Consider the following 21,525-nt stretch of genomic DNA (forward strand, 5'->3'; position numbering starts at 1 on the left):
CGTTTGGGGGTTCAGATGTCGCTATCGCTTAACATCTGCACGAGTTCTAGGGACAAATAATATTATCCTTCGAACCTTAGATTTATGCCATGAGGAGCGTAAATTCCGCAACTCCTACCTCCTAGTTCCTCACTCCTAATTTTTAAGTTCTTTCCGAGACCTTAGTTCCTTAGTTTCTTACTTCCTTAGTTCCTAATATTCCGCTTCAATCTTATCAATCACCTCATCAATCTCCTCAAACGCCACCTTATGTTTGCCGGCCAGAAGATCGACGATATGATATGCGGTATCGTCTACAGATTTGAGGATGCCGTGGATGCATCTTCCTTCTTTAGTGACCACATCGATTTCTCTTCCAATCATTAGGCTTGCCTTTTCTTTGATTGCTTTACCGTAGTAGCGTTTGTTGGTTTTTCTCATGAGATTATAAGTTGATATCTGCTAGTTTTTCAATTCTGTTTCTTTTTAAGTATTCGTCGATGGTTTCGAAGTGTTCGATGACGCGTTGGTCTTTGAACTCGAATACTTTTTCTGATAGGCCCTGCAAGAAATCTCTATCGTGAGAGACTAGGATAAGGGTGCCATCGTATGATTTTAATGCCTCTTTCAAGACATCTTTTGATTTTAAGTCCAAGTGGTTGGTTGGCTCATCGAGAATCAGAAGGTTGACAGGTTCTAGAAGTAATTTGACCATGGCCAAACGTGTTTTCTCACCACCTGATAATACACTGACTTTTTTATCCACATCGTCGCCTCCAAACATAAACTGACCAAGAATATTGTTGATGTGCTTTCTGATATCGCCTTTGGCTACTTCGTCGATGGTTTGGAAAATGGTTAATTTTGGATCCATCAATGAGGCTTGGTTCTGTGCGAAATACCCCACTTTAATATTATGTCCTAATTCACTTTCTCCTCCATCCACATCAATTTCTTTGAGGATGGATTTCAACATCGTCGATTTACCTTCTCCGTTTCGGCCGACAAAAGATACCTTCTCCCCTCTTCTGATTGACATGTTCGCATCTTTGAACACGACATGATCACCATAAGATTTGGATACGTCGGTAACCGTTACTGCAATTTCTCCAGAACGTGGTGATGGAGGGAATTTTAGTTTTAATGCAGATGTATCTACTTCATCAATTTCTATCGGCACCAACTTCTCCAACATTCGCTCTCTTGAGGATACTTGGTTGGTTTTTGAATACGTCCCTTTAAATCGTTCGATGAATTGTTTGGTATCGGCAATCAGCTTTTGCTGCTCTTGGTACGCTTTTAATTGATGTGCTCTTCGGTCCTCTCTCAACTCAAGGTATTGGGTATAATTCGCCTTGTAATCGTAGATTCGACCCATGGTCACCTCGATGGTTCTGTTCGTGATGTTATCAATAAATGCTCTATCGTGGGAGATCACCATCACAGCTTGTGCCTTATTGACCAAGAAATCCTCTAACCAAATCACCGACTCGATATCGATGTGGTTGGTAGGCTCATCCAATAAAATCAAGTCAGGCTTCTGAAGAAGAATTTTAGCCAACTCGATACGCATACGCCATCCGCCAGAAAACTCTGAAGTCTGACGGTGCATGTCCTCTTGCTTAAAACCAAGTCCTTTTAAAGCTTTCTCCACCTCTTTATCATAATTCACATCCTCCAAAGCATAGAACTTCTCACCCAAGTCCGTTACCTTCTCGATGATGTCCATATATTCCTGACTTTCATAATCAGTACGTGTCTCCAACTCTTTGTTTAGAAACTCCATCTTTTCCTTCATCTCGAAAACATGTTGGAACGCTTTCGAAGCCTCTTCGAAGACCGTACAATTATCCTCCGTTAGCAAATGCTGAGGAAGGTAGGCAATAACGGTATCCTTTGGAGCACTCACCTGCCCTTTTGTTGCTTTCTCTACCCCTGCCACAATTTTCATCATGGTCGATTTTCCTGCTCCATTCTTACCCATCAACGCAATTTTATCGTTGGGATTGATCACAAAAGAAACATCACTAAAAAGTGTTGCCCCGTTAAATTCTACTGCTAAATTGTCTACTGAAATCATTGAAATATATGTTTGGTGCAAAGGTAAACTTTTTGGGGCATAATTGTGCTTTTGGGGAATGAATTAATGACCTTTTGATTCTGAATTTAAATATGGGTTTAAATGAAAAGTTAAAAATGAAAAATGAAAAACGTGAAATATTAGGTGGTTCGTGGGGGGAATTTATGGGGTATGTTGGTGAGTATGTGTATAAAATCTAGTGCGGGTTTCCTAACTCGTGCTCGCGTAATGAGGAGCGTAAATTCAGCAACTCCTAATTCCTAACTCCTAATTAAAAACCGAGGTCAGGAGACCTCTAACGTTTATCAGTCACCAATGACGCTTCGCTTAACATTGGCGCCAGTGGTCTATGTACACTCAGCACCTATTAGTTATTACTTATTCCCTATTACTTATTTAATGCAATTTTGTCGCAACAATACCTAACATAACTTGTAACAACTTTACTATTAATTTATCTTTCGAAAATTATAAATTAAATCGCCAGAAATATAAATGAGTCAGTCGAATAGAATTCCCGTTGTGATCTTGAATGGATTTCTTGGGTCAGGAAAAACCACTTTATTTAGAAATTTATTGAACCAATCTACTAAATATGAGATTCCTGTTAGTGCAATCGTGAATGATATGTCTGAACTTGATGTGGATGGTGAATTATTGGGTACAACTGAAGCGGTAGAAGATGATACAAGTATATTAGAATCTATCCATAACTGCTTAATAAGTAGTGAAAAAGGGATTGAGAAAATGGAGCAGGCAATTAAAAAATTGTTGGCACATCAAGACCCTAAGTTGATTATTATTGAAACATCTGGAAGTAGCCACCCGATGCCTTTGATTGAATATTTTAAGAATCAGTCGGCGTTGAAGCTTGTCGGTGTTTTTGCTCTTGTAGATAGCTTGATGCTTGGTCAAGATTTCAATTATGGGGAACATTTGGTTCCTAGGTTCCAACATAACTTGAGTACGGGGAAGAGAGATACAGTTAATCTTTTAGTGGAACAAATTCTGTTTTGTAATCACTTATTTCTTACTAAAAGTGATAGAATTGCAAAAGATAAAATCGAGGTAATTTCTTCTCATGTCAAAAGTATCAACCCATTTGCCTATACTCACTCTTTGTATTATGGACAATTAGATATTCATGCTATCCTAGAACTTGATGAATACGATTACTCCAAAGTCGCTTCTTTAACCAAAGAACTACAACCTGCACTCGCAGCCGAGCAAAAGGAAGATCGTCCTTACAATATGGCGACAAGGGTAATAAAAGATGTTCGACCATTCCATCCTCAACGCCTTTGGAAGGTGTGTCATGAATACCTAGATCAAAGAATCTATAGAAGTAAAGGCTTTTTCTGGTTAGCAAGCCGCAATAAGCTTTCATTAGTATGGAATCAAGCCGCAGGCGGAATCAGCTTAGAAATTATCGGTTCTTGGAGATCTGGCATCTTAGAAGATGAAGATAATGGCCTTGTGGAAGAAGAAATCACATTCCTAAAAGAAATGGTGGCTAAAGATCCCGGTCGTTTCGGTGATAGACAATGCGACTTAACTGTCATCGGCGATGCCTCACAAGTCGACCGATTTACGGATGCTTTAAAGTCATGTTTTCTCACAGAAGAGGAAATTGAGCTTTATCAAAATGGATTTGAGTTTGAGGATCCTTGGCCTAAGAACATACTTCGTGTGAAAGGAGAGTGAAATGAAAAGCCTAGGGGCTTTTCAAGTGAAGAGTGAAGTGAAATTAAAAATGAAAAACGTGAAATGTTAGGTGGTTCGTGGGAGGAATATATGGGGTATGCTAGGGAGTATGTACATAACACCTAGCGCGGGTTTCCTAACCCGTGCCCGCGTTATGAGGAGCGTAAATTCAGCAACTCCTAGTTCCTAATTCCTACCTCCTAATTAAAAACCGAGGTCAGGAGACCTCTAACGTTTATCAGTCACCAATGACGCTTCTCTTAACATTGGCGCCAGAAAGACGAGCGTAAATTCAGCACCTACTACCTACTACTTGCTACCTGCTACCTAACATTTGCTACCTAAAAATTTTAGTTCTATATTGAACAAGTATTAAACTAACTATACTCGATTTAAGTAAACCATGAAAACCAACTTCCTCTTTCTTTTCTTTTTCATCACTTTGTTTACCCAGGCTTCTGATGAAGATTTATTAAAAAAAGTCCGTCAGCATTATTATGATATTCAGGGTAAGGCGAAATACTTGAAGGAATTTAAGGCGGATCAGTATACCTCTTATTATAAGGATGATGGGAAGGTGGTGAAGATTGTATATCAAAAAAATCAATTAAAGGAGGAGTACTTTTATTATCCTGTGGAATCGTTTCCATGTTTTGTCTATGTAGTTGATCAAATGAAGGAAAATCGATTCTATTTTGAGAATGGAAAAGATACACATTTGGATGAAAATGTATTAAAGACATCTCATCTATTGTTTCGTTGGGTGGATGATCAAAAAGTTGATAGATCGTTGGATGAAACCTATTTGGAAAAAGGGTGGAATTATTCAATGAAAGGTGCAAATCTCTATTTAAATGCCAATAATACCCTTTCACTTAGTGATGACGAACTTGCTAAAATCACCTCCTATTTCAAAGATCTTGATGATACCCATTTCTCTGAACTCACCACAGAAGATGAAGAAGAACTTCCAGAGGAAAACGAAGGAGATCATGTAGGTGGGGAAACTTTTAAGACTTTTGTCAATGAAGAAGAACATCTCAAAAAAGAAGAATTTATAAGTTGGGTAGATTGTGCTGGGGGATTTGGAACAACTCATAATACTTACTTCAAAAAAGAAAAATATATAGGTACTCAATCTAGATATGCCAAATTCGATTATCTCTTTGGGGTGTCCAAAGATAAAGATCCAAGAAGCATGGATACGTTTTTAAATAATGTGATTACATACAATTACCCTATTAATGATCAGAAAATGCTTTGTATAAAAATCATATCCCTCAGAAATCAGAAGGATGAGTTTTATGAGTTTGAACCTATATTAAGTTTTTCTGATATTCAAAAGATGCAATAATGACCTATTCAACTGAACAAATCATTTCACAACTCGACAAAAGAAAAGGGGGCTACTTTTACCTAAAATTGGATGCTGATATCATCAACCAGTTTGAACAGAAAAAGAAGACGCATTTGTTCTGTACTTTAGATAATAATCTCACTTTCCGCTGTGGTCTAAATCACTTAGGCGATGGTCACTTTTATATCATTTTATCAAAAAAGAATCTAGAACTTATTCATAAAAAATTAGGAGATACTGTTCTTTTGCATATCAAAGAATATCCCGATCCTTTAGGTGTTGATGTAAATGAAGTACTTGAAATCCTCTTAGAACAGGATGAAGTTATCAAACAAAAATTCAATCAACTTACTTTAGTGAAAAGGAGAAGTATTATTTATCAAATCAATCGAATTAAGAATATTGATAAGCAGATTGAAAGGTGTAGTCGGTTGATTTTGTCTTCTTGAAAGAGTACTCAAGGGTTTAATTTGAAAGATCTCGATTCATATTACTTTTAGAAAGTGGAGTAGATTTAAGATATGTACAATTATTATTAGGACATACCTCCTCACAAATCACTCAGATTTATACTCATTTGATTACCAAAATAGTAAGCAATATTAAAAGTCCATTAGATAATTTGTAATATAAATTAGAATAATGAATTTAAATATTTGTTAGTTTACAATTATTTAGTAAATTAATTGAAGAATTCTTTATTGATGGTTATCCACCATATAGTGTATAACCATGAAATTTAAGGGATAAACGCCATTACGTTTATCTAATATTACTAATCATAAATTAATGTATTACATCTAAATAACTAACTAAAATGAGTTTTACATATAAATATGCAGCTTATCCTTCAGCAAAAGTATATGATAAGGATGGAAATCAAATTCAACATTTGTTATGGGGTGATTGGGTTAGAATTGATGGCGAAATTAAAAATAATATGTATCCTGTCCATACTAGAGGAATTAGTGGATTCATGTTTAAAGATGATTTACAAGAAGAAAAACTACTTGATATAATTTTTGTTGATGTAGGTCAAGGTGATGGATGCTTAGTAGTTACTCCTAATGACGAAAAAATTATTATAGATGCCGGAGTCTCTGATAATATGTATAGATATTTAAAATGGAGATTCAATTTCTTAGGAGGCCCAAGAAAATTAGATATGGCTATAATTACACATCCTGACAAAGATCACTATAATGGCTATAAACCAATATTTAATGATGAAAATGTCAAGTTCAATAAGATTTATCATAATGGTATAATGGAGCATAGTTCTTCAAAACCATTTGGTAAAGAAAAGAAAATTAACAACTTAAAATATATCACAGAGCTCATTGAAAATAGAATAGACTTAGAAAATTTTTTGTCTACTCCTTCTAACTATGGTAGAAAATTATATGCTAACTTGTTAAAAGATGGTCTTAAAACCTTAGATAGAACAAAAAATAATATTAAGATGCTTTATAGTGATGGTGAAGTCGATAATCCTACTTTTTTATCTGGTTTTGATGACTCAAAAGAATTTAGTATTCAAATACTTAGTCCTATTATCGATAGGGATGAGGAAAATAAAAAAATGTTGAGATGGTTTAGAACTAAACCTGTTGGAGGATCTTATGATAAGGGTAAAACAAAAAATGGTCACTCTATAGTTTTAAAACTAGTTTATAAAAATGTTTCCATTTTACTAGGTGGAGACCTGAATTCTTCATCTGAAGCTCGCCTTCTTTCAAAATATACAGGTATTAAATGGCCTCCTATTGACTGTAATGAAGAAAAAACAATGATACAATCAGCGAGAATAGTTTTTGAATCCGATATTTCTAAATGTTGCCATCATGGAAGTGCTGATTTCACAGATACTTTTTTACAAGCAGTCAATTCAGCAGCGACTGTTATTTCTAGCGGTGACGAAGAATCTCATGCCCATCCTAGATCTGATACATTAGGTGCTATTGGACTTCATGGACGAGGTTGGAGACCTTTAATCCTAAGTACCGAATTGGCACGTTCAACTAGGGAGGATGAAGGGGATAAAAATATTAAAATCGGAAAAATTCTTTCTCAGATTGAATTAGAACAAGACAATGTAAAAAAAGAAAAATTAATAAATGAAAGAAATAAATTAATAGAGGAATTAACCAAAAGAAATGTTACTGTTTATGGAGCAATTACTCTGAGAACTGATGGTAATAAAGTCATCATGGCATACAAACTTGAAAAAAGTAGAACCAATAAGTCTAGAGGAAAAAAGACATTATCAAAATGGGATATTTATAAAATGGAGAGAGTAGCTAATGGGCCTATTAATTATGTGAAATAAATAAAACAGATAACAACAACTATAATTCATTGGTAGTAATGAACTTTAAATTTAAAAAGAGTTATTATGGTGGATGATATGGCGCGATTGAAAATCAAAGTCTAAATTTTAAACTAAACACAAATATCAAACACCCCCTCCTAATTGAGTAAAAACCATGAACAAAACCACAAAACAACTACTCGTAATATTAACAACAATCCTCACCCTGTCAAGCTGTAATGATTGTATAAACGATGATTGCCCTGCTAATGCAAGATTTCTATTTGAAGTACAAGATACTGAAGGCAACCCTTTTTTTGAAGAAACAGAATATGATCAACCTTTTGAATCAGATGAAATTCAAATTATTGGTTTCAATAATAAAGGAGACGAACAAGAATTTGAATTAAGACAAGATGGATTAACTCTACGATTTAATTTATCGACCTCTTTTAACCGCTATTTAATAAACTATAAGTCAGCAAAAGATGATACTCTAAACTTCAATACTGAAGTATATAACGATGATTGTTGTTCAAATATCCCAGCTAAATATCATGTAGGGGTGAATTCAAATGGTAGCTTAGTGTCAAGCTTGCTTGATTCAACATTTATTTTCATCAAGTAATCAGTAGCCTCCCATGGAATCAAGAGACCTTTTTAACACCTCAAAAAGATTACTTTATAAAGTCGATTGGGAAAATGAATACTTCCATATTGGACAGCCGCCTACAATAAATATGAAGTCTTTTTTGAAGACTATTTCAAACTACTTTGAATCAAAGAAGATTCACCTCATTTTAGATAGACAAAATTCAAGATCGATTCCGATTATTGATCTTGAACAGTGTTTGACAAGTTTGGATTTTAATTACTTGTTATGGGAAGAAAATTTTAGTTTTGTAATTGAGTATAATTCAATTGGCGTTTTTAGGAAGGGGCGAGTTAAAAACGAAGAATAATATTCATCTAAGCAAGAAGCAAACTAAATCCATCACATCACTCAACGTCTAAAATTTGTCTCTATCCCTCTCTATTCATCAGAAAAGGCGAAAAAAGGATTCATAACAATATTTTTAATATTTAAAACAACATCGATTTCCTCCCCTCCATCTAATTTTACTAGAGTTAAATAATTCCAGCACGGTCATGATTAAAAAAGAAAATAAGCTCTTTTATCATCGCCTATATTGAACTCTTATTATGATGAAAAGAAATGAAACTTTCATGCGTTCAATGATGGTCCTACTACTCACATTAGGTTCATTTTTAACGCAAGCACTTCCTCTTGATGATGCTAAACAAACGGTTATCGAAAACAAGCAAATTAAAGTCACTGTAAATAACAAAACAGGTTCCTTTACTGTATTAGAAAAAGAATCCAATCACCTTTGGAAGGACGATCCTTGGATACAAACTGCGGGTCTTCTTACCATAAAAAATAAAGGGAAAATTGAAAATCTGAATATTTCATCAAGTAAAAAGATCGAAGTTAAAAAAGAGGGAAATAATAAGGTTGCCATCTCTTTTAATAACCCTTCTTTTGATGACGGTAAAGTAGCCGAAGGAATCATCATTCAAACAGAACTAAGATTAGCGGATACTGATGCTTCATTAGAAGTAGAAGTCGTATCCATTGAAAAAGGAGAGCACAACATTACCGAACTAAGATATCCTGCTAGAGCATTCAGCTTAGAAACTGATGTTGACAAAGGTGCTGCAGTCATCCCTCAGAAACAAGGAGTCATTTGTCCGTCTTACATTTCTCCAATGAACGGCGGTTCTTTTTGTATGTGGGACGATGCTACTTATTATAAAAAGACAAGCGGAAAGCTACCATTGTTTAATAATGGAATTGGTCTAACCATGCCTTGGTGGGGAACACACACAGAAAAAACAGCTGTAATAGGTATTGTAGATGTATCGGCAAGACCAGATATGTTCTTTAACATCAATAACAACGGACAATATTTATTTAACAGCAAAGGGGTAATGTCTCCTTATAAAAGAATTGCTTTCTTGGATCCAGTTTGGAAAGTCAACAGAGAAAATGAGCGTAAATTAATTCGTTACGAATTTATCCCTAAAGGGACTCATGTGGATATGGCAAAGGCCTACAGAAAGCAAGCGATCAAAGACGGTTACTTTGTTTCTTTAAAAGAGAAAGCGGAAAGAGATCCTAACGTAAATAAACTACAAGGTGCTATCTATATGGGGGTTTATGGCGGTTACCCTCATTATGTAGAAATGCCGGGAATGGCTTTTACATTTAAAGAATTACAAGATATTATTTTGACTACTCACGATGAATTAGGAGTGGATAATGCTTTCTTCCATGCTTGGGGCGTCTTCTCTAATTTTGTTCCTAATTGTTGGCCTATCAACGAGAATTTAGGAGGAGTAAAAGAGCTGAAAAAAGCAGTAGATCTTACCAAGAAATATGGGTATTTGTATTCTTCTTACCATGCCTATTCTGCCACTTTAGAAAACGATCCTGAGTTTAATACCGATTTATTCGCAAGAGATAATGAAGGAAAATTAAAGAACACAGGTAGCCGTTGGGCCAACATCGATCAGAACAAACAATTGGGATTGGCAAGAAAAAGTTTACACAAGGAGATTGCCGCTTTAGGCTTAGAAGCAGACATTACCGACATCTCTTTTGCCACTTTCCCAGACGAAGACAACACAGGTTTATTCAACCTAGCAAAATACATCGATTCTCTGAACTTGGTTAACGGTACAGAACACGGACAACAACAGTTTATTCCTTTCTTCGATATGTTCGAAGGGTTAACGTACCTGCCTAATCCTAATCTAGTTCAATTCTCTCATAGAGCACCATTATTTAACTTAGTATATCACGATGCTATCGCCATTTTTGGTAAGATTCAAGATCCTGATAACCAAATTTCAATCAATGGCGATTTCAGAGTAAAATCTTTAAGAAACATCCTTTTCGGAATGGGTACAACTATTTTCTTCTCTCCTTATGAGTTTGAAGGGATGAAAGAAATGATCCAAATCGCGAATCAAGTGGTAAGTCCTGTAAACAGAGAAACATTCTTTGCAGAGTTAACCAATCACGAATATTTAAGTGATGATTTCAAAGTGCAACGTTCTCAATTCTCATCAGGAACTGAAGTGATTGTGAATATGGGGCCAGTAAAACAAACCACAAAATCAGGTGATGTAATCCCTGCCTATGGATATAAAGTAACTTTCAGTGATGGTAAAGTTTCGGAAGGAAGCTTTAAACTCACTTTCAATTAGTTTTTGATGCATTTCGATAGATAAACGCTTTTAGTTAACTGACATAATTAGTAGTCGACGATTCATTTTGTTGGCTACTTTTTTCACTTAAAATTAAACCAGTGCAATTGAAGCTAATAAAATAAGCCATTAAACTTAGGATAGTTCAATGGCTAAAATTACAAATTTCTTATTTATACTAAGTACATAATAATTTTGGTATCTAAAGAGAAATAAAAGTTCAACTTTATATTTTCTTTAATTTCACTGCTTCCTCCACCAAAATATCATACACATAACCCGAACCAAAATTCTTATTCAGGATCACATTTCCTTTAATTGTGACTACCTCTCCTACTTCGAAAGTATCATCGGTTGTTAAGGTAATATCGTACTCTCCATTGCCGATAGTTCCATCTTGAAGGTGTACAAAGTTGGTGTTCATAATCCCGTTGTTTACTTTAACCACCTCTCCTTTAATAATCACTTCTTTATTTTCGAAGTGCTTAGGGTTTTCAAAAAGTTCTGCTATTTGGATACCGTTAGCTGCCTTTTCAATTTTACCTACTGTTGGTTTTCCTTGAGGGGCTTGTTTTTTAGCCACTCCACCCATATTGTTAAGATCTTCATGAATCCCTTCGGCAAAAATGACACTCTCAAACGTCTTGTTTAATGTTTTACTTCTAAAGTTTTGCATTTCCATACCACCTTTGTAATAGTAAGTAGCTCCAATTTCAACTGGTCTACCTGGAACGGCCATCCAGTATTCTTTATTATTTTCAGTTACTTTGATGTAAACATACCCGCCAGATTCTATCTTTTCATTCACCACAATTTGATGCATATCTTTTCCTAAAATTGCATCGTTAGTTGAAGATTTAGCTTTACTAGAAGTCGCGTTTGCTTTATTGTTTGAATTGGTATTCACAGAAGAATCACAATTTGATAATAAGCACAATGCTAAGATAAAACCGATTATATTTTTCATGTATTCTTGATTTATATTGTGTAGTAAAAGTAATAAAATCAATTAGAGAATGATAAGGGTTTTATTTTTTTATGAATTATACTTCACAAGAAGTAGTGAAGATTTTTAGGATAGATTAATTTTTATAAATTACCTCTTCAATTATTTAACTTCGAATTGCTATGAGTAAATCTGATACTAAACAAAACCCCGAATTTCTAGACTATGTATATCAGCTTAATGAAGGAAACAGCCTTGAAGAAGCCCTTCGTTTAAGTTTGGAAGAAATTGATAAAATTGATGTGGATCAATTAAAGAGAATAGGATTAAAAACCTATGAAAAAGACAAATGGACGCTTCATCAAATTATTCAGCATTTGATTGATTGGGAAAGAATATGGGGCTTCCGAGCGATTATTTTTGCTCGATCAGAAGGCAGCACTCCAGAGGCACACGATCAGGAAATCATGGCGAGGAATTCTAATGCAAATGAAATTCCACTAGAAGTTTTAATAGAAGAACTTCGTATTGTCCGTGAATCAAGTATTCTTTTATTTAAGAGTTTTAATGAAGATATTTTAAAAACCAATTGTAAGTTTTTCGAATACGAAATGCCTTTATTTTCTATAGGATTAACCATAGCAGCCCATCAGATACATCATTTAAATGTGATCCGAGAAAGATATCTCCCTTTATATAAATAAATGCTTGTTAGGTAAACGAATAACCAAAATAATTAGAAAAGAGGTTTTTGATTTTTTCAGGATCAATTACCTTATTTTCTAAACCAGCAACACAATCATATTTCTCGACCTTCATCAAATCTGATGGGTTATTGGAAGTAGTAATGACAATAATTTTGGTTTTATCAAACTTCTTATCAAAACCATTGGCCACATACTTATCTAGAAAATCCCATCCATTTACTTTAGGCATATTTATATCCAAGAGAATTAAATCAGGGACTTTAATCTCTTCAGATGGTTGAGATAAATACGTTAATGCTTTTTCAGCATCATCGTACACCAAGTGATCTTTAATGATGTTCAACCTTTTTATAATGGTTTGATTATAAAAGTTTGTTGCATCATCATCATCAATACTCATAATACAATCCAGCATCATTTTAATTCATTACTTATGGTAAAACAAAATTTGGTCCCATGGGGCGAATTATTTTCTACCCAAATCTGACCTTCGTGTAATTCGGTTACTTTTTTACAGATAGATAAACCAATTCCGGCACCTTCAAACTCTTCTTTTTTATGAAGTCTTTGAAAAACATGAAATACACGGTCAAAATATTCCTCATCTATACCAATACCATTATCATTCACCTCAAAGTACCATTGATTGCCTTTCTGCTCACATCTGATTTCGATGTTTACATCCACATCTTGTCTTCGGTATTTAATGGCATTACTTATTAGATTTTGAAATAAGGTACGTATTTGTGTTTCGTAAACATTAATTGTTGGAAGTTCATCAACTTTTACCTGAGCATTAATTTTCATTATTGCTCCTGCTAAATCATCTAACACATTATTGACGATAGATTGTATATTGGTTTCTTTTACTTCCAATTTTTCTCCAATAATGTTATAATCCAACATCCCTTTTAAGAGAACTTGCATCCTTTCTGTTGCAGAGTTAATATAGTCTATAAACTTGAGAGAATTTTCCATCTCTTCCTTGTTATGAAGTTCCTCCTTCAGTAACATAGAAAAACTCTGAATGGTATTCAGTGGCTCTTTAAGATCATGAGAAGTGATGTAACCCAATTGCTCTAAATCGTAGTTTTTCTGGGCAATCTTTTCCATGGATTCCTCCAATTTCTTAGCATACATTCTACTTTCGGTAATATCATGAACACTACCGATAATCATTTTGCAATTATCGTTCTGATCAAAGACAGGTGCAATCCTTACCTCTCCTATTTTAAGACCTGTTGGGTAAGGAGTAATTTCTTCCCAACTCACCGTCGATTTAGTTTTTATAGCTGTCTCATAGTGTCCTAAAACGATAGATAAAGAGGGTTCTGGAATTACATTTTTTACATTTTGACCAATTACTTGCTCTCTTTTTAGACCTGTGGCATTTAAAAAAGTTTTGTTGACAGAGCTAAAAACAAAGTCTTGATTTTCAATAACATTTAAGGCAAAAATAACATCACCAACAGTGTCGTAAATCAGGGAAAGGATTTGATCTTTTTCCTCAATAATTTGATCAAAAGATTCCTCTTTGATGTTAATTGAATTGTTTAAAGGCATACAGAAATAGTTAATTTACGCTTTCGAATATTTATAAAAGAAAGCGTTTGATGTTTAAGATATTTACTAGCGGTAGATATAAGTAGCTGGTTTACATTTCATATCATTCTATTAATGTAATAAATAAAACCTCAATTTGAAACATATAAACACCTCATGTAAGTAATCTAATATTAATTCATCAGAATATGATTTTATATATTTCTTCTTATGTTTTTAAACCAACTGTTTGATATAAGTGACTATGATAGAAGAATCTACTTGTTGCTTTTTAATAAAATCTTCCGATCATGTTCAGGTCTCTATTTTTAGTCCTCATTTTCTTTTCTTTTTGGGGTAATACAGCAATTCAAAACAATAGTTACATCGAATATCATCAAAGAATCGATTTGGCTGAAAATTTAATTAGTACAGAACGATTCGATGAGTCACTACAAGTTTACATCAAATTATTTGATGATTATAAATTTGTATTTCTTCGAGATTATAAAGTGGCTTCTCAGGTGGCACTTAAGTGTAACAAAAAGGAACTTGCTTTTGTTTTCATAAAAAATGGAATATCAAATGGTTGGAGTAAAAAAAGTCTAAAAAAGAATATCTATTTAAAGGTGCTACAATCTGATGATCGTTGGACAGAATTAATGAAAGAATACGAAACATTAAGAAGTAGTTATTCCAATAAATTGAATCTAGCGATGAGAGAAGAAGTACATCAAATGTTTAAAAATGACCAAAAGAAGGCATTTGGAGCATTTATTAAGTGGGGTGATAAAGCACAAAAGAAATATATCAACAATAAGTTTGTGCCACACAGTGAGGCACAAATGGAGGTACTTGGAGAAATGATGGAGAAAGAAGGCTATCCTGGTGAAAAACTGATTGGAAACAATTATTGGATGTCCACAATTGTAAGTCACCATAACTCTATGTCGAAAGAGTATAACCAAAAAGACACCTTATTTAAGTCATTAAAACCACAACTTTTACAAGCATTGGATAGAGGAGAAATCTCTCCTTATGAAATCGCACTTATGGAAGATTGGTACCTTACTGTTACTTCTAGTGGAAGTGCCATTGGTTATGGTTTTCTAAACTCCCCGAAAAAATCGACACTCGATCAGACCAATAAACTGCGTCAAACATTAGGTCTAAGAAGTGTTGAGTTAAGAAACAAATTAGTAGATATTGAAGAAAAAACAGGGATGAATTTTTATTTACCGGATTGGGTAAATGGTAAAATCAGCATCAAATAGTCTGCTAGCATAACAATATACAAAACCTTTCAATTACTTATTCGTTTACGATTATTAAGTATAACTTCATATGTATTCTTCCATCAAATTAGAAGTCATTTATGGCTTTGTTTTTGACTGAACATACGACAATATTACTTTCATTGATTTAATTTTTTATTGCTACTTACAATTATTTTTTTTCAACTACTATTATGAAAATTTCTCTTTTGCTATTATGGTTAGTACTGCTAACCCCTCTTGTCTATGCACAAGATGTAAACATTCCAGACGAAAAATTCTTACATGAATTAATTAAAAAAGGGTATGATACGAACAACGACAGTATCATTCAGGTATCAGAAGCAGAGGCTGTCACCAAGTTAAATCTATATCAGAAGGATATTTATGATTTTACGGGTCTGCAAAGTTTTATCAATCTAAAATGGCTAGACATCTCTCACAACTTACATTTAAATGTAAAAGGTGTGGCAATGGATTTTACCATGATGCCTAATTTAGTCTATCTAGATGCATCTGTAAATAACTTTAGTGATGTGAATGTAACAAATCTCGAGCATCTCGATACTTTAGATATTGAGCAATTGAATTTGGGGACATTCGATTTCACTGGTTTGGAAAAACTGAAGTTTTTGAATATCACATTCAATAAGTTCGAGACGATTGATTTAACGATGTTTACTGAGCTGCTCCACTTGGATATGGCTTACAATGACTTGGATACCGTTGATGCTTCACCTTGCGTAAATCTGAGAAGGCTAAACATTGGATCAAACGGTTTAAAAAGTCTTGACATTACGGGTCTGACGAAGCTTGAAGAGCTTTATTTAAGTAAAGCCGACATCTCAGAATTGGACCTTTCCACTCAGGAAAGTCTGAAGCGTTTAACGTTTTCATACACCAATTTACCAAGTCATTATACCTTTGCTACATTGCCTAGTTTAGAGGAGCTTTACTTTTCTCATAATACTATTCAAAGTATAGATGTCAATCACTTACCCAAGCTCAAAACATTAAGTTGTAGCTATAATGAAATTAAAAGTCTCGACCTAACAGGAATGAAAAGCTTGGAGAGAGTCGATTGCCATTTTAACGAAATGGACACTCTAATTCTAACAGGCTGCGATAGTCTCACTCGTTTACGTGCATGGGAAAACAACTATACAGGAATTGATCTTTCAGATCAAAAACAGATGTTCGCTTTGTATTTAAGTGATAACGATTTTACAGCATTGGACCTTTCGAGCATGGATAGTTTATACTATTTCGATGCCCACGGGAACCAATTAACTGAGGTCGATTTTTCTCACAATAAAAACTTAGAAACCATTCGTCTTCAAGAAAATGATTTGACAAGTATTGATGTATCGTTTTTACATCAGTTACACGATTTTAATGTACAGAACAACCCTAATCTGAATTGTTTATCAAGGCTTCCTAATTCGATTAGAGATTTAAATTATAGAAATACTGGAGTGCAGTGTATCTCTAATATACCAACAACTATGGTAGACTATTTAAACGCATTGGGTCCTAATTTCTTCTTTACTTTAGACGAGTATCAAGTTTGTCTTCCAGATAATAATCCAAACGATTGTCCGACTTTCCCAACAGTATATGGCAACGTTTTTTACGATTATGATAAAGATGGAGTGAAGGATGATGACGAGAACAATTTCGAAGGTTTAGAAATTACTTTTAATCCAGGCGAACAAGTCTTTACCACTGATGAAAATGGCTATTATTATGCGATTTTAAGCGACACAGGATCATTTACGGCAACAGTAAGTACACCCGAACATTTTGATGCTGTACCCCAAACTTTCGAAGTAGCTACCTCAGATTATTCGGATAAAATTGTTCAAGACATCCCTCTTCAATCCAACAAAGAGGTGAATGATTTATATGTAAGAATCCCTTATTTCACCCGTGCTCGACCTGGCTTTTATATGCGTTATGTTGTCGAAGTGCTCAACCACGGTACAGAACAAGTAGAAAATGTGGAAGTCACTTTAACTATCCCTGCCTTTGAGTTGGCCGATTCCCTATCAGATTTTTCTGCAAACGAAGAAACAATTACCTACACGATAGATAAGATGAATGTAGGCGAATTGCATAAAATTGATCTTTGGGGAAGAACATCATTAGATGCTTTCGGAGAGGAAGTAGAGATGATTGCTGAAGTGGAAATTGATGGAATTGAAGATGATAATGCAGAGAACAATACTGAATCTGTTGAATTTATTGTCACAGGATCCTACGACCCTAACGACAAACAAGCTAGAGACAGTATCACCACAGAAGAAGTAGAAGCCGGTATTCCACTCGACTATTTGATCAGGTTCCAAAATACGGGAACAGATACCGCATTTAATGTGTATATTCTCGATACTTTATCAGATAATCTGGACTTAGAAACGTTTGAAGTGCTAAGTGTCTCTCACGATTTTGAAGCCGTATGGTACGACTCTAATGTAGTGGTCTTCACTTTCGAAAACATCCTTCTCCCAGATAGTATTGTCGATGAACCGAATAGTCACGGTTACATCAACTATCAAGTATCACCAAAAACAACATTAGTGGAAGGCGATAGTATTCAGAATACAGCTTACATCTATTTTGATTTCAATAAACCAATTGTGACCAATACAGTAACTACGTTGGTGTATAATCCTCCACCTCTTGAAGAAGAGGATGAGGAAGAAGGTGAAGAAGAGGATGATGATGAAATTATTAGTTCGTCTGTAGAAGAAATAGATCAAGGAATTGTCTTTTACCCTAACCCTATTAAAGGAAGCAAGATGGTTTATTTTAAATCAGAGCAACTTGTAACCTTGGAAATCTCAAATTCTTCCGGCAAGCTGATGCTCCGAAAAGAAAAGGTATCGAAGAGTTTCTCTGTGAAGGAATTACCTTCTGGCATTTATTTCTTGAGGTATACTTCAGGAGATGGAAATTGGGGTGTAAGGAAATTGATTATAGAGTAAAAAGATAAAAATTTAATTAGGGGATTTCACAATGAAATCCCCTTTCATTATTGAATACAAAATCTAAAAAAGAGAACTTCGATAATGAAAAATATAATTACTTTATCAATCGTAATATTTTGGTCGATTACCTCATTCGCACAAGATATTTATATCAACGGAAAAATTTTCACTTCAGATAAGAATTATCTATGGGCTACAGCGATGGTCATTAACAATGATAAAATTGAGTATGTCGGAAATGACCATAAAGCTTTAGAATGGAAATCTGAGGAGGCTAAAGTGATCGATCTTAAAGGAAAATTATTACTTCCTGGATTGTACGATTCTCATATGCACCCCACTATTGCAGGCCCAAACATGACGTTTGTATTAGACTTGTTTGGTGTGGAAGATAAATCGGAAGCTGAAAGAAAAATCAAAGAGTTTGCAGATCAACAACCCAAAGATGCTTGGGTATTAGCTAACGGGTATAAAATCAAACATTTTGATAAATCGACAGCTCAAGATTTAGACGAACTTGTGGGTGGAAGACCTGCTATTATCTGTGAGGAGTCACAACACACAGGTTGGTATTCAACAAAAGCTATGTCACATTTTGGAGTAGATAAAAACTCTCCTGATCCTGACGGTGGTTCTTATGATCGTTTTGAAGATGGAACTCCAAGTGGACACTTTAGAGAAAAGGCACATATCGCTGCTGGTTTTCTAGCTACTCCAGAACTCCTGACTGAAGATCAACAAGAAATTGCCATGAAAGCTATTTTGGATAGATGTAATAGTGTTGGATTTATTGGTATTGAAGATGCTGCTGCTCTTTCTGCTAAGGGAGCGGATAATGTATATAAAAGGTTATATCAAAAAGGAGAACTAACTGTAAGAATGGAATACAACAGAGTACATTTATCTCCTATTGATGATGAAACTAATAATAAAAGCCTAGATGAGCGATTCTATGAAGGAAACGAAATGTTAACTTCTAAAACGGTAAAATTCGCTATTGATGGTATTCCAACGGATAAAGCATTCCTTTTTGAGCCTTATGAAAATGCTGATTGTGAGCATTCACATACGTGTATTGGAGTAGCCAACTATTCTAAAGAAAGGCTGTTAGCTAATTTCAAATATCTTATTGATAATGGCAATAGAATCTATGTACACGCTGAGGGAGATGCTGGTATTTCAAGAGTCATTGATTGTTTAGAAGAAATAAATAAAGAAAAGTCGATTAAAAAAGGTAGACACGTTATCACTCATGTTGATTTAATTAAGAAAGAGGATGTTGATAGATGTGCAAAGTTAGGAATTGTGCTTCAGGTACAACCTCAATGGCAACCTTTGGATGAGTTTGCAAAAAGCTATATCAAACCCGCTTTAGGTGAAGAAAGATTTAATGAAATTTACCGATACGATAGACTGTATCAAAGAGATGACATTATGGTAGGCGTGGGTGCTGATTACCCAACTGGACCTGTATTCTCACCTTGGGAAATGATGCAAAACATTGTAACTAGTAAGAATGTAGGAGAAGATATGCAACCGAGAGGTTACACTTCTTCAGTTGAAAAAGCAGTGTTGCTTTTTACTATAAATAATGCTTATGTGATGTTCAGAGAGGACATAAGCGGTAGTTTAGAAGCTGGAAAAAAGCTGATTTCATCATCGTCGATCAAGATATCTTTAGCATTGATGTAAATGACATCCATAAAACGAAAGTATTAAAAACTGTATTGAATGGAAATACTGTATATGAATCAAAATAAGGAAAAGCATTGAGTCAAAAGAATACCCATTGGAAAACGATGGGTATTTTTTTATCTTCAGGCATCAAGAATTATCATTTTCCACTAATGAAAACCTACTCCTTCTTTCTTTTCTACTTTCTAACAATATCACTATTTGCTCAAGATATTGATACAGAATACAGCTATGAACATCAAAAAATAACTATCAAAAATAGTTTACCTAAAGGTGGGTTAAAATACACAGATCAATATGGGTCGAAATATACTTATGTGGTCTTTTATTCTGAGGTGATCAACACCTCTGATTCTACTCTACATCTTTCTCTAAAATTTCCATCAGATGTATATCCCCTACCTGAAGATCAGGAGGTGAATTTTTCTTTTTACCTTCCATCAGAAAGTATGACAGAAGAGAAGAAAACACAATTTATGTATGGTTTAGATGTGGAAAATTATTTGATAAACAACTTAGGTAAATCAACTAAAATGAATAAAGAGATTCAGCCTAATTCAAGTAGTTACATTTATGTTTTAGTAATATCGAATAAAGGGGTGAATGGAACAGTGAGAGGTGGATTGGTTTTAAAAGGAGAAGCGTTGTACTATCAACTGAATGGATTGGAAATTAAGATGGGGCAACTTCAAAAATTAAACAACTAAACATTTCCTCTTAAATATTAAAAAACCTATTCGAAGTTTAGTCTATAGTCATTACATTTGTACGAATCGAACACAAACTAATTTTGTAATGGCAAATCTAGAGTGGAAAACAATTAAGGAATATGAGGAAATCACCTTCAAGAGTTTGGATGGTGTAGCGAGAATCGCAATTAACAGGCCTGAATGCAGAAATGCATTTACACCTAAAACCGTTGATGAAATATGGGAAGCTTTAATTATTTGCCATGAAAGTCAAGAAATTGGTGTGGTATTGATTACTGGTGAGGGTCCTTCTCCAAAAGATGGTGGTTGGGCATTCTGTTCTGGTGGCGATCAACGTGTGAGATCAAATACAGGTTATAAAGGATCGAATGGCGTGAATAGATTCAATATCTTGGATGTTCAACGTCAGATTCGTTTTATGAATAAAGTGGTGATTGCTGTCGTTCCAGGTTGGTGCGTTGGTGGAGGCCATAGTTTACACGTAGTATGTGATATGACTTTAGCGAGTAAAGAACATGCAAAGTTCAAACAAACAGATGCCGATGTTGCAAGTTTCGATGGTGGATTTGGTTCTGCTTACTTAGCACGTCAGGTAGGTCAAAAAAGAGCAAGAGAAATCTTCTTCTTAGGTGCTGAATATTCTGCACAAGAGGCTTACGAAATGGGCATGGTAAACAAAGTAGTTCCTCACGAAGAGTTGGAGCAAGTGGCATTCGATTGGGCACAAGAAATTATGACTAAGTCGCCAACAGCTATCAAAATGTTGAAGTTTGGCTTTAACTTAATCGACGATGGATTGGTAGGTCAGCAAGTATATGCGGGTGAAGCGACTCGTTTAGCCTATGGTACTGATGAGGCGATTGAAGGTAGAGATGCTTTCCTTCAGAAGAGAAAACGAGACTTCTCGAAGTTCCCGAAATTCCCTTGATAAAATTATCTAATAATTATATGAATAAG

19 protein-coding genes are annotated in these 21,525 nt (G+C 34.7%); 14 read left to right on the forward strand and 5 right to left on the reverse strand.

All coding sequences use genetic code 11. From position 1 onward, the window contains the following. Positions 1-192: 192 nt before the first annotated feature. Entirely contained in the window at positions 193-420 is a 228-nt protein-coding gene (locus tag MY04_RS10520; protein ID WP_066209454.1) for a hypothetical protein, read from the reverse strand. Positions 421-424: 4 nt separating this feature from the next. After that, positions 425-2,059, reverse strand: coding sequence for an ABC-F family ATP-binding cassette domain-containing protein (locus tag MY04_RS10525; RefSeq protein ID WP_066209456.1), 1,635 nt, complete (start codon positions 2,057-2,059; stop codon positions 425-427). A gap of 495 nt (positions 2,060-2,554) precedes the next feature. Between MY04_RS10525 and MY04_RS10530 the strand changes: the two genes are divergently transcribed. The 8 genes from MY04_RS10530 to MY04_RS10565 all read left to right on the forward strand — a co-directional run bounded on the left by MY04_RS10530 (position 2,555) and on the right by MY04_RS10565 (position 10,704). Then, positions 2,555-3,763: a CobW family GTP-binding protein gene (locus MY04_RS10530; RefSeq protein WP_066209458.1), complete on the forward strand. Its 1,209-nt coding sequence runs from the start codon at positions 2,555-2,557 to the stop codon at positions 3,761-3,763. Positions 3,764-4,166: 403 nt separating this feature from the next. After that, positions 4,167-5,117 carry a hypothetical protein gene (locus tag MY04_RS10535; RefSeq protein WP_066209460.1) on the forward strand — a complete coding sequence of 317 codons (951 nt, stop codon included), beginning with the start codon at positions 4,167-4,169 and terminating at the stop codon, positions 5,115-5,117. Beyond that, positions 5,117-5,569, forward strand: coding sequence for a DUF1905 domain-containing protein (locus MY04_RS10540; protein ID WP_066209462.1), 453 nt, complete (start codon positions 5,117-5,119; stop codon positions 5,567-5,569). The genes MY04_RS10535 and MY04_RS10540 overlap by 1 nt, the downstream gene beginning before the upstream one ends. A 38-nt stretch (positions 5,570-5,607) precedes the next feature. Next, the gene (locus tag MY04_RS10545) at positions 5,608-5,748 is read left to right on the forward strand and encodes a tyrosine-type recombinase/integrase (protein ID WP_084006010.1); all 141 of its coding nucleotides are present in this window, start codon (positions 5,608-5,610) and stop codon (positions 5,746-5,748) included. Positions 5,749-5,937: 189 nt separating this feature from the next. Continuing rightward, positions 5,938-7,449, forward strand: a complete 1,512-nt coding sequence (locus MY04_RS10550) for a ComEC/Rec2 family competence protein (RefSeq protein ID WP_066209464.1) — start codon at positions 5,938-5,940, stop codon at positions 7,447-7,449. A 157-nt stretch (positions 7,450-7,606) separates the two neighbouring features. Continuing rightward, entirely contained in the window at positions 7,607-8,059 is a 453-nt protein-coding gene (locus MY04_RS10555; protein ID WP_066209466.1) for a hypothetical protein, read from the forward strand. Between the two features lie 13 nt (positions 8,060-8,072). Next, the gene (locus MY04_RS10560; protein WP_066209468.1) at positions 8,073-8,393 is read left to right on the forward strand and encodes a hypothetical protein; all 321 of its coding nucleotides are present in this window, start codon (positions 8,073-8,075) and stop codon (positions 8,391-8,393) included. A 241-nt stretch (positions 8,394-8,634) separates the two neighbouring features. Further along, complete coding sequence (locus MY04_RS10565) at positions 8,635-10,704, forward strand: glycoside hydrolase (RefSeq protein ID WP_066209470.1); 2,070 nt, start codon at positions 8,635-8,637, stop codon at positions 10,702-10,704. A 226-nt stretch (positions 10,705-10,930) separates the two neighbouring features. On the opposite strand, the gene MY04_RS10570 is transcribed toward MY04_RS10565, so the two are convergent. Further along, positions 10,931-11,671, reverse strand: a complete 741-nt coding sequence (locus MY04_RS10570; RefSeq protein ID WP_066209472.1) for a hypothetical protein — start codon at positions 11,669-11,671, stop codon at positions 10,931-10,933. A gap of 161 nt (positions 11,672-11,832) precedes the next feature. Here MY04_RS10570 and MY04_RS10575 point away from each other — a divergent pair, with 161 nt between their 5' ends. Further along, entirely contained in the window at positions 11,833-12,354 is a 522-nt protein-coding gene (locus MY04_RS10575; protein ID WP_066209474.1) for a DinB family protein, read from the forward strand. Positions 12,355-12,361: 7 nt separating this feature from the next. Here the strand turns inward: MY04_RS10575 and MY04_RS10580 are convergent, their stop codons facing one another. Beyond that, positions 12,362-12,775 (reverse strand): response regulator, encoded by a 414-nt coding sequence (locus MY04_RS10580; RefSeq protein ID WP_084005836.1) that lies wholly within the window; start codon positions 12,773-12,775, stop codon positions 12,362-12,364. Beyond that, positions 12,772-13,920 carry a sensor histidine kinase gene (locus MY04_RS10585; RefSeq protein ID WP_066209478.1) on the reverse strand — a complete coding sequence of 383 codons (1,149 nt, stop codon included), beginning with the start codon at positions 13,918-13,920 and terminating at the stop codon, positions 12,772-12,774. Before MY04_RS10585 ends, MY04_RS10580 begins: the two co-directional genes overlap by 4 nt. A 290-nt stretch (positions 13,921-14,210) precedes the next feature. Between MY04_RS10585 and MY04_RS10590 the strand changes: the two genes are divergently transcribed. From MY04_RS10590 to MY04_RS10610, 5 genes are all read left to right on the forward strand, one after another. Continuing rightward, positions 14,211-15,173: a hypothetical protein gene (locus MY04_RS10590; RefSeq protein ID WP_066209480.1), complete on the forward strand. Its 963-nt coding sequence runs from the start codon at positions 14,211-14,213 to the stop codon at positions 15,171-15,173. Positions 15,174-15,367: 194 nt separating this feature from the next. Further along, positions 15,368-18,160 (forward strand): DUF7619 domain-containing protein, encoded by a 2,793-nt coding sequence (locus tag MY04_RS10595; protein ID WP_066209482.1) that lies wholly within the window; start codon positions 15,368-15,370, stop codon positions 18,158-18,160. Between the two features lie 84 nt (positions 18,161-18,244). Then, positions 18,245-19,855: an amidohydrolase gene (locus MY04_RS10600; protein WP_066209484.1), complete on the forward strand. Its 1,611-nt coding sequence runs from the start codon at positions 18,245-18,247 to the stop codon at positions 19,853-19,855. Positions 19,856-20,010: 155 nt separating this feature from the next. Continuing rightward, complete coding sequence (locus MY04_RS10605; RefSeq protein ID WP_158297651.1) at positions 20,011-20,565, forward strand: hypothetical protein; 555 nt, start codon at positions 20,011-20,013, stop codon at positions 20,563-20,565. A gap of 88 nt (positions 20,566-20,653) precedes the next feature. After that, positions 20,654-21,496: a 1,4-dihydroxy-2-naphthoyl-CoA synthase gene (locus MY04_RS10610; RefSeq protein ID WP_066209488.1), complete on the forward strand. Its 843-nt coding sequence runs from the start codon at positions 20,654-20,656 to the stop codon at positions 21,494-21,496. The last annotated feature ends 29 nt before the right edge of the window (positions 21,497-21,525 follow it).

Origin of the sequence: Flammeovirga sp. MY04, assembly GCF_001682195.2 — a bacterium.
Classification (GTDB): Bacteria; Bacteroidota; Bacteroidia; order Cytophagales; family Flammeovirgaceae; genus Flammeovirga; species Flammeovirga yaeyamensis.

Excerpts from the sequence above, each read along its gene's own strand:
- MY04_RS10520 (WP_066209454.1), bottom strand. The coding sequence starts at position 420 with ATGAGAAAAACCAACAAACGCTACTACGGTAAAGCAATCAAAGAAAAG.
- MY04_RS10525 (WP_066209456.1), bottom strand. The coding sequence starts at position 2,059 with ATGATTTCAGTAGACAATTTAGCAGTAGAATTTAACGGGGCAACACTT.
- MY04_RS10530 (WP_066209458.1), top strand. The coding sequence starts at position 2,555 with ATGAGTCAGTCGAATAGAATTCCCGTTGTGATCTTGAATGGATTTCTT.
- MY04_RS10535 (WP_066209460.1), top strand. The coding sequence starts at position 4,167 with ATGAAAACCAACTTCCTCTTTCTTTTCTTTTTCATCACTTTGTTTACC.
- MY04_RS10540 (WP_066209462.1), top strand. The coding sequence starts at position 5,117 with ATGACCTATTCAACTGAACAAATCATTTCACAACTCGACAAAAGAAAA.
- MY04_RS10550 (WP_066209464.1), top strand. The coding sequence starts at position 5,938 with ATGAGTTTTACATATAAATATGCAGCTTATCCTTCAGCAAAAGTATAT.
- MY04_RS10555 (WP_066209466.1), top strand. The coding sequence starts at position 7,607 with ATGAACAAAACCACAAAACAACTACTCGTAATATTAACAACAATCCTC.
- MY04_RS10560 (WP_066209468.1), top strand. The coding sequence starts at position 8,073 with ATGGAATCAAGAGACCTTTTTAACACCTCAAAAAGATTACTTTATAAA.
- MY04_RS10565 (WP_066209470.1), top strand. The coding sequence starts at position 8,635 with ATGATGAAAAGAAATGAAACTTTCATGCGTTCAATGATGGTCCTACTA.
- MY04_RS10570 (WP_066209472.1), bottom strand. The coding sequence starts at position 11,671 with ATGAAAAATATAATCGGTTTTATCTTAGCATTGTGCTTATTATCAAAT.
- MY04_RS10575 (WP_066209474.1), top strand. The coding sequence starts at position 11,833 with ATGAGTAAATCTGATACTAAACAAAACCCCGAATTTCTAGACTATGTA.
- MY04_RS10580 (WP_084005836.1), bottom strand. The coding sequence starts at position 12,775 with ATGATGCTGGATTGTATTATGAGTATTGATGATGATGATGCAACAAAC.
- MY04_RS10585 (WP_066209478.1), bottom strand. The coding sequence starts at position 13,920 with ATGCCTTTAAACAATTCAATTAACATCAAAGAGGAATCTTTTGATCAA.
- MY04_RS10590 (WP_066209480.1), top strand. The coding sequence starts at position 14,211 with ATGTTCAGGTCTCTATTTTTAGTCCTCATTTTCTTTTCTTTTTGGGGT.
- MY04_RS10595 (WP_066209482.1), top strand. The coding sequence starts at position 15,368 with ATGAAAATTTCTCTTTTGCTATTATGGTTAGTACTGCTAACCCCTCTT.
- MY04_RS10600 (WP_066209484.1), top strand. The coding sequence starts at position 18,245 with ATGAAAAATATAATTACTTTATCAATCGTAATATTTTGGTCGATTACC.
- MY04_RS10605 (WP_158297651.1), top strand. The coding sequence starts at position 20,011 with ATGAAAACCTACTCCTTCTTTCTTTTCTACTTTCTAACAATATCACTA.
- MY04_RS10610 (WP_066209488.1), top strand. The coding sequence starts at position 20,654 with ATGGCAAATCTAGAGTGGAAAACAATTAAGGAATATGAGGAAATCACC.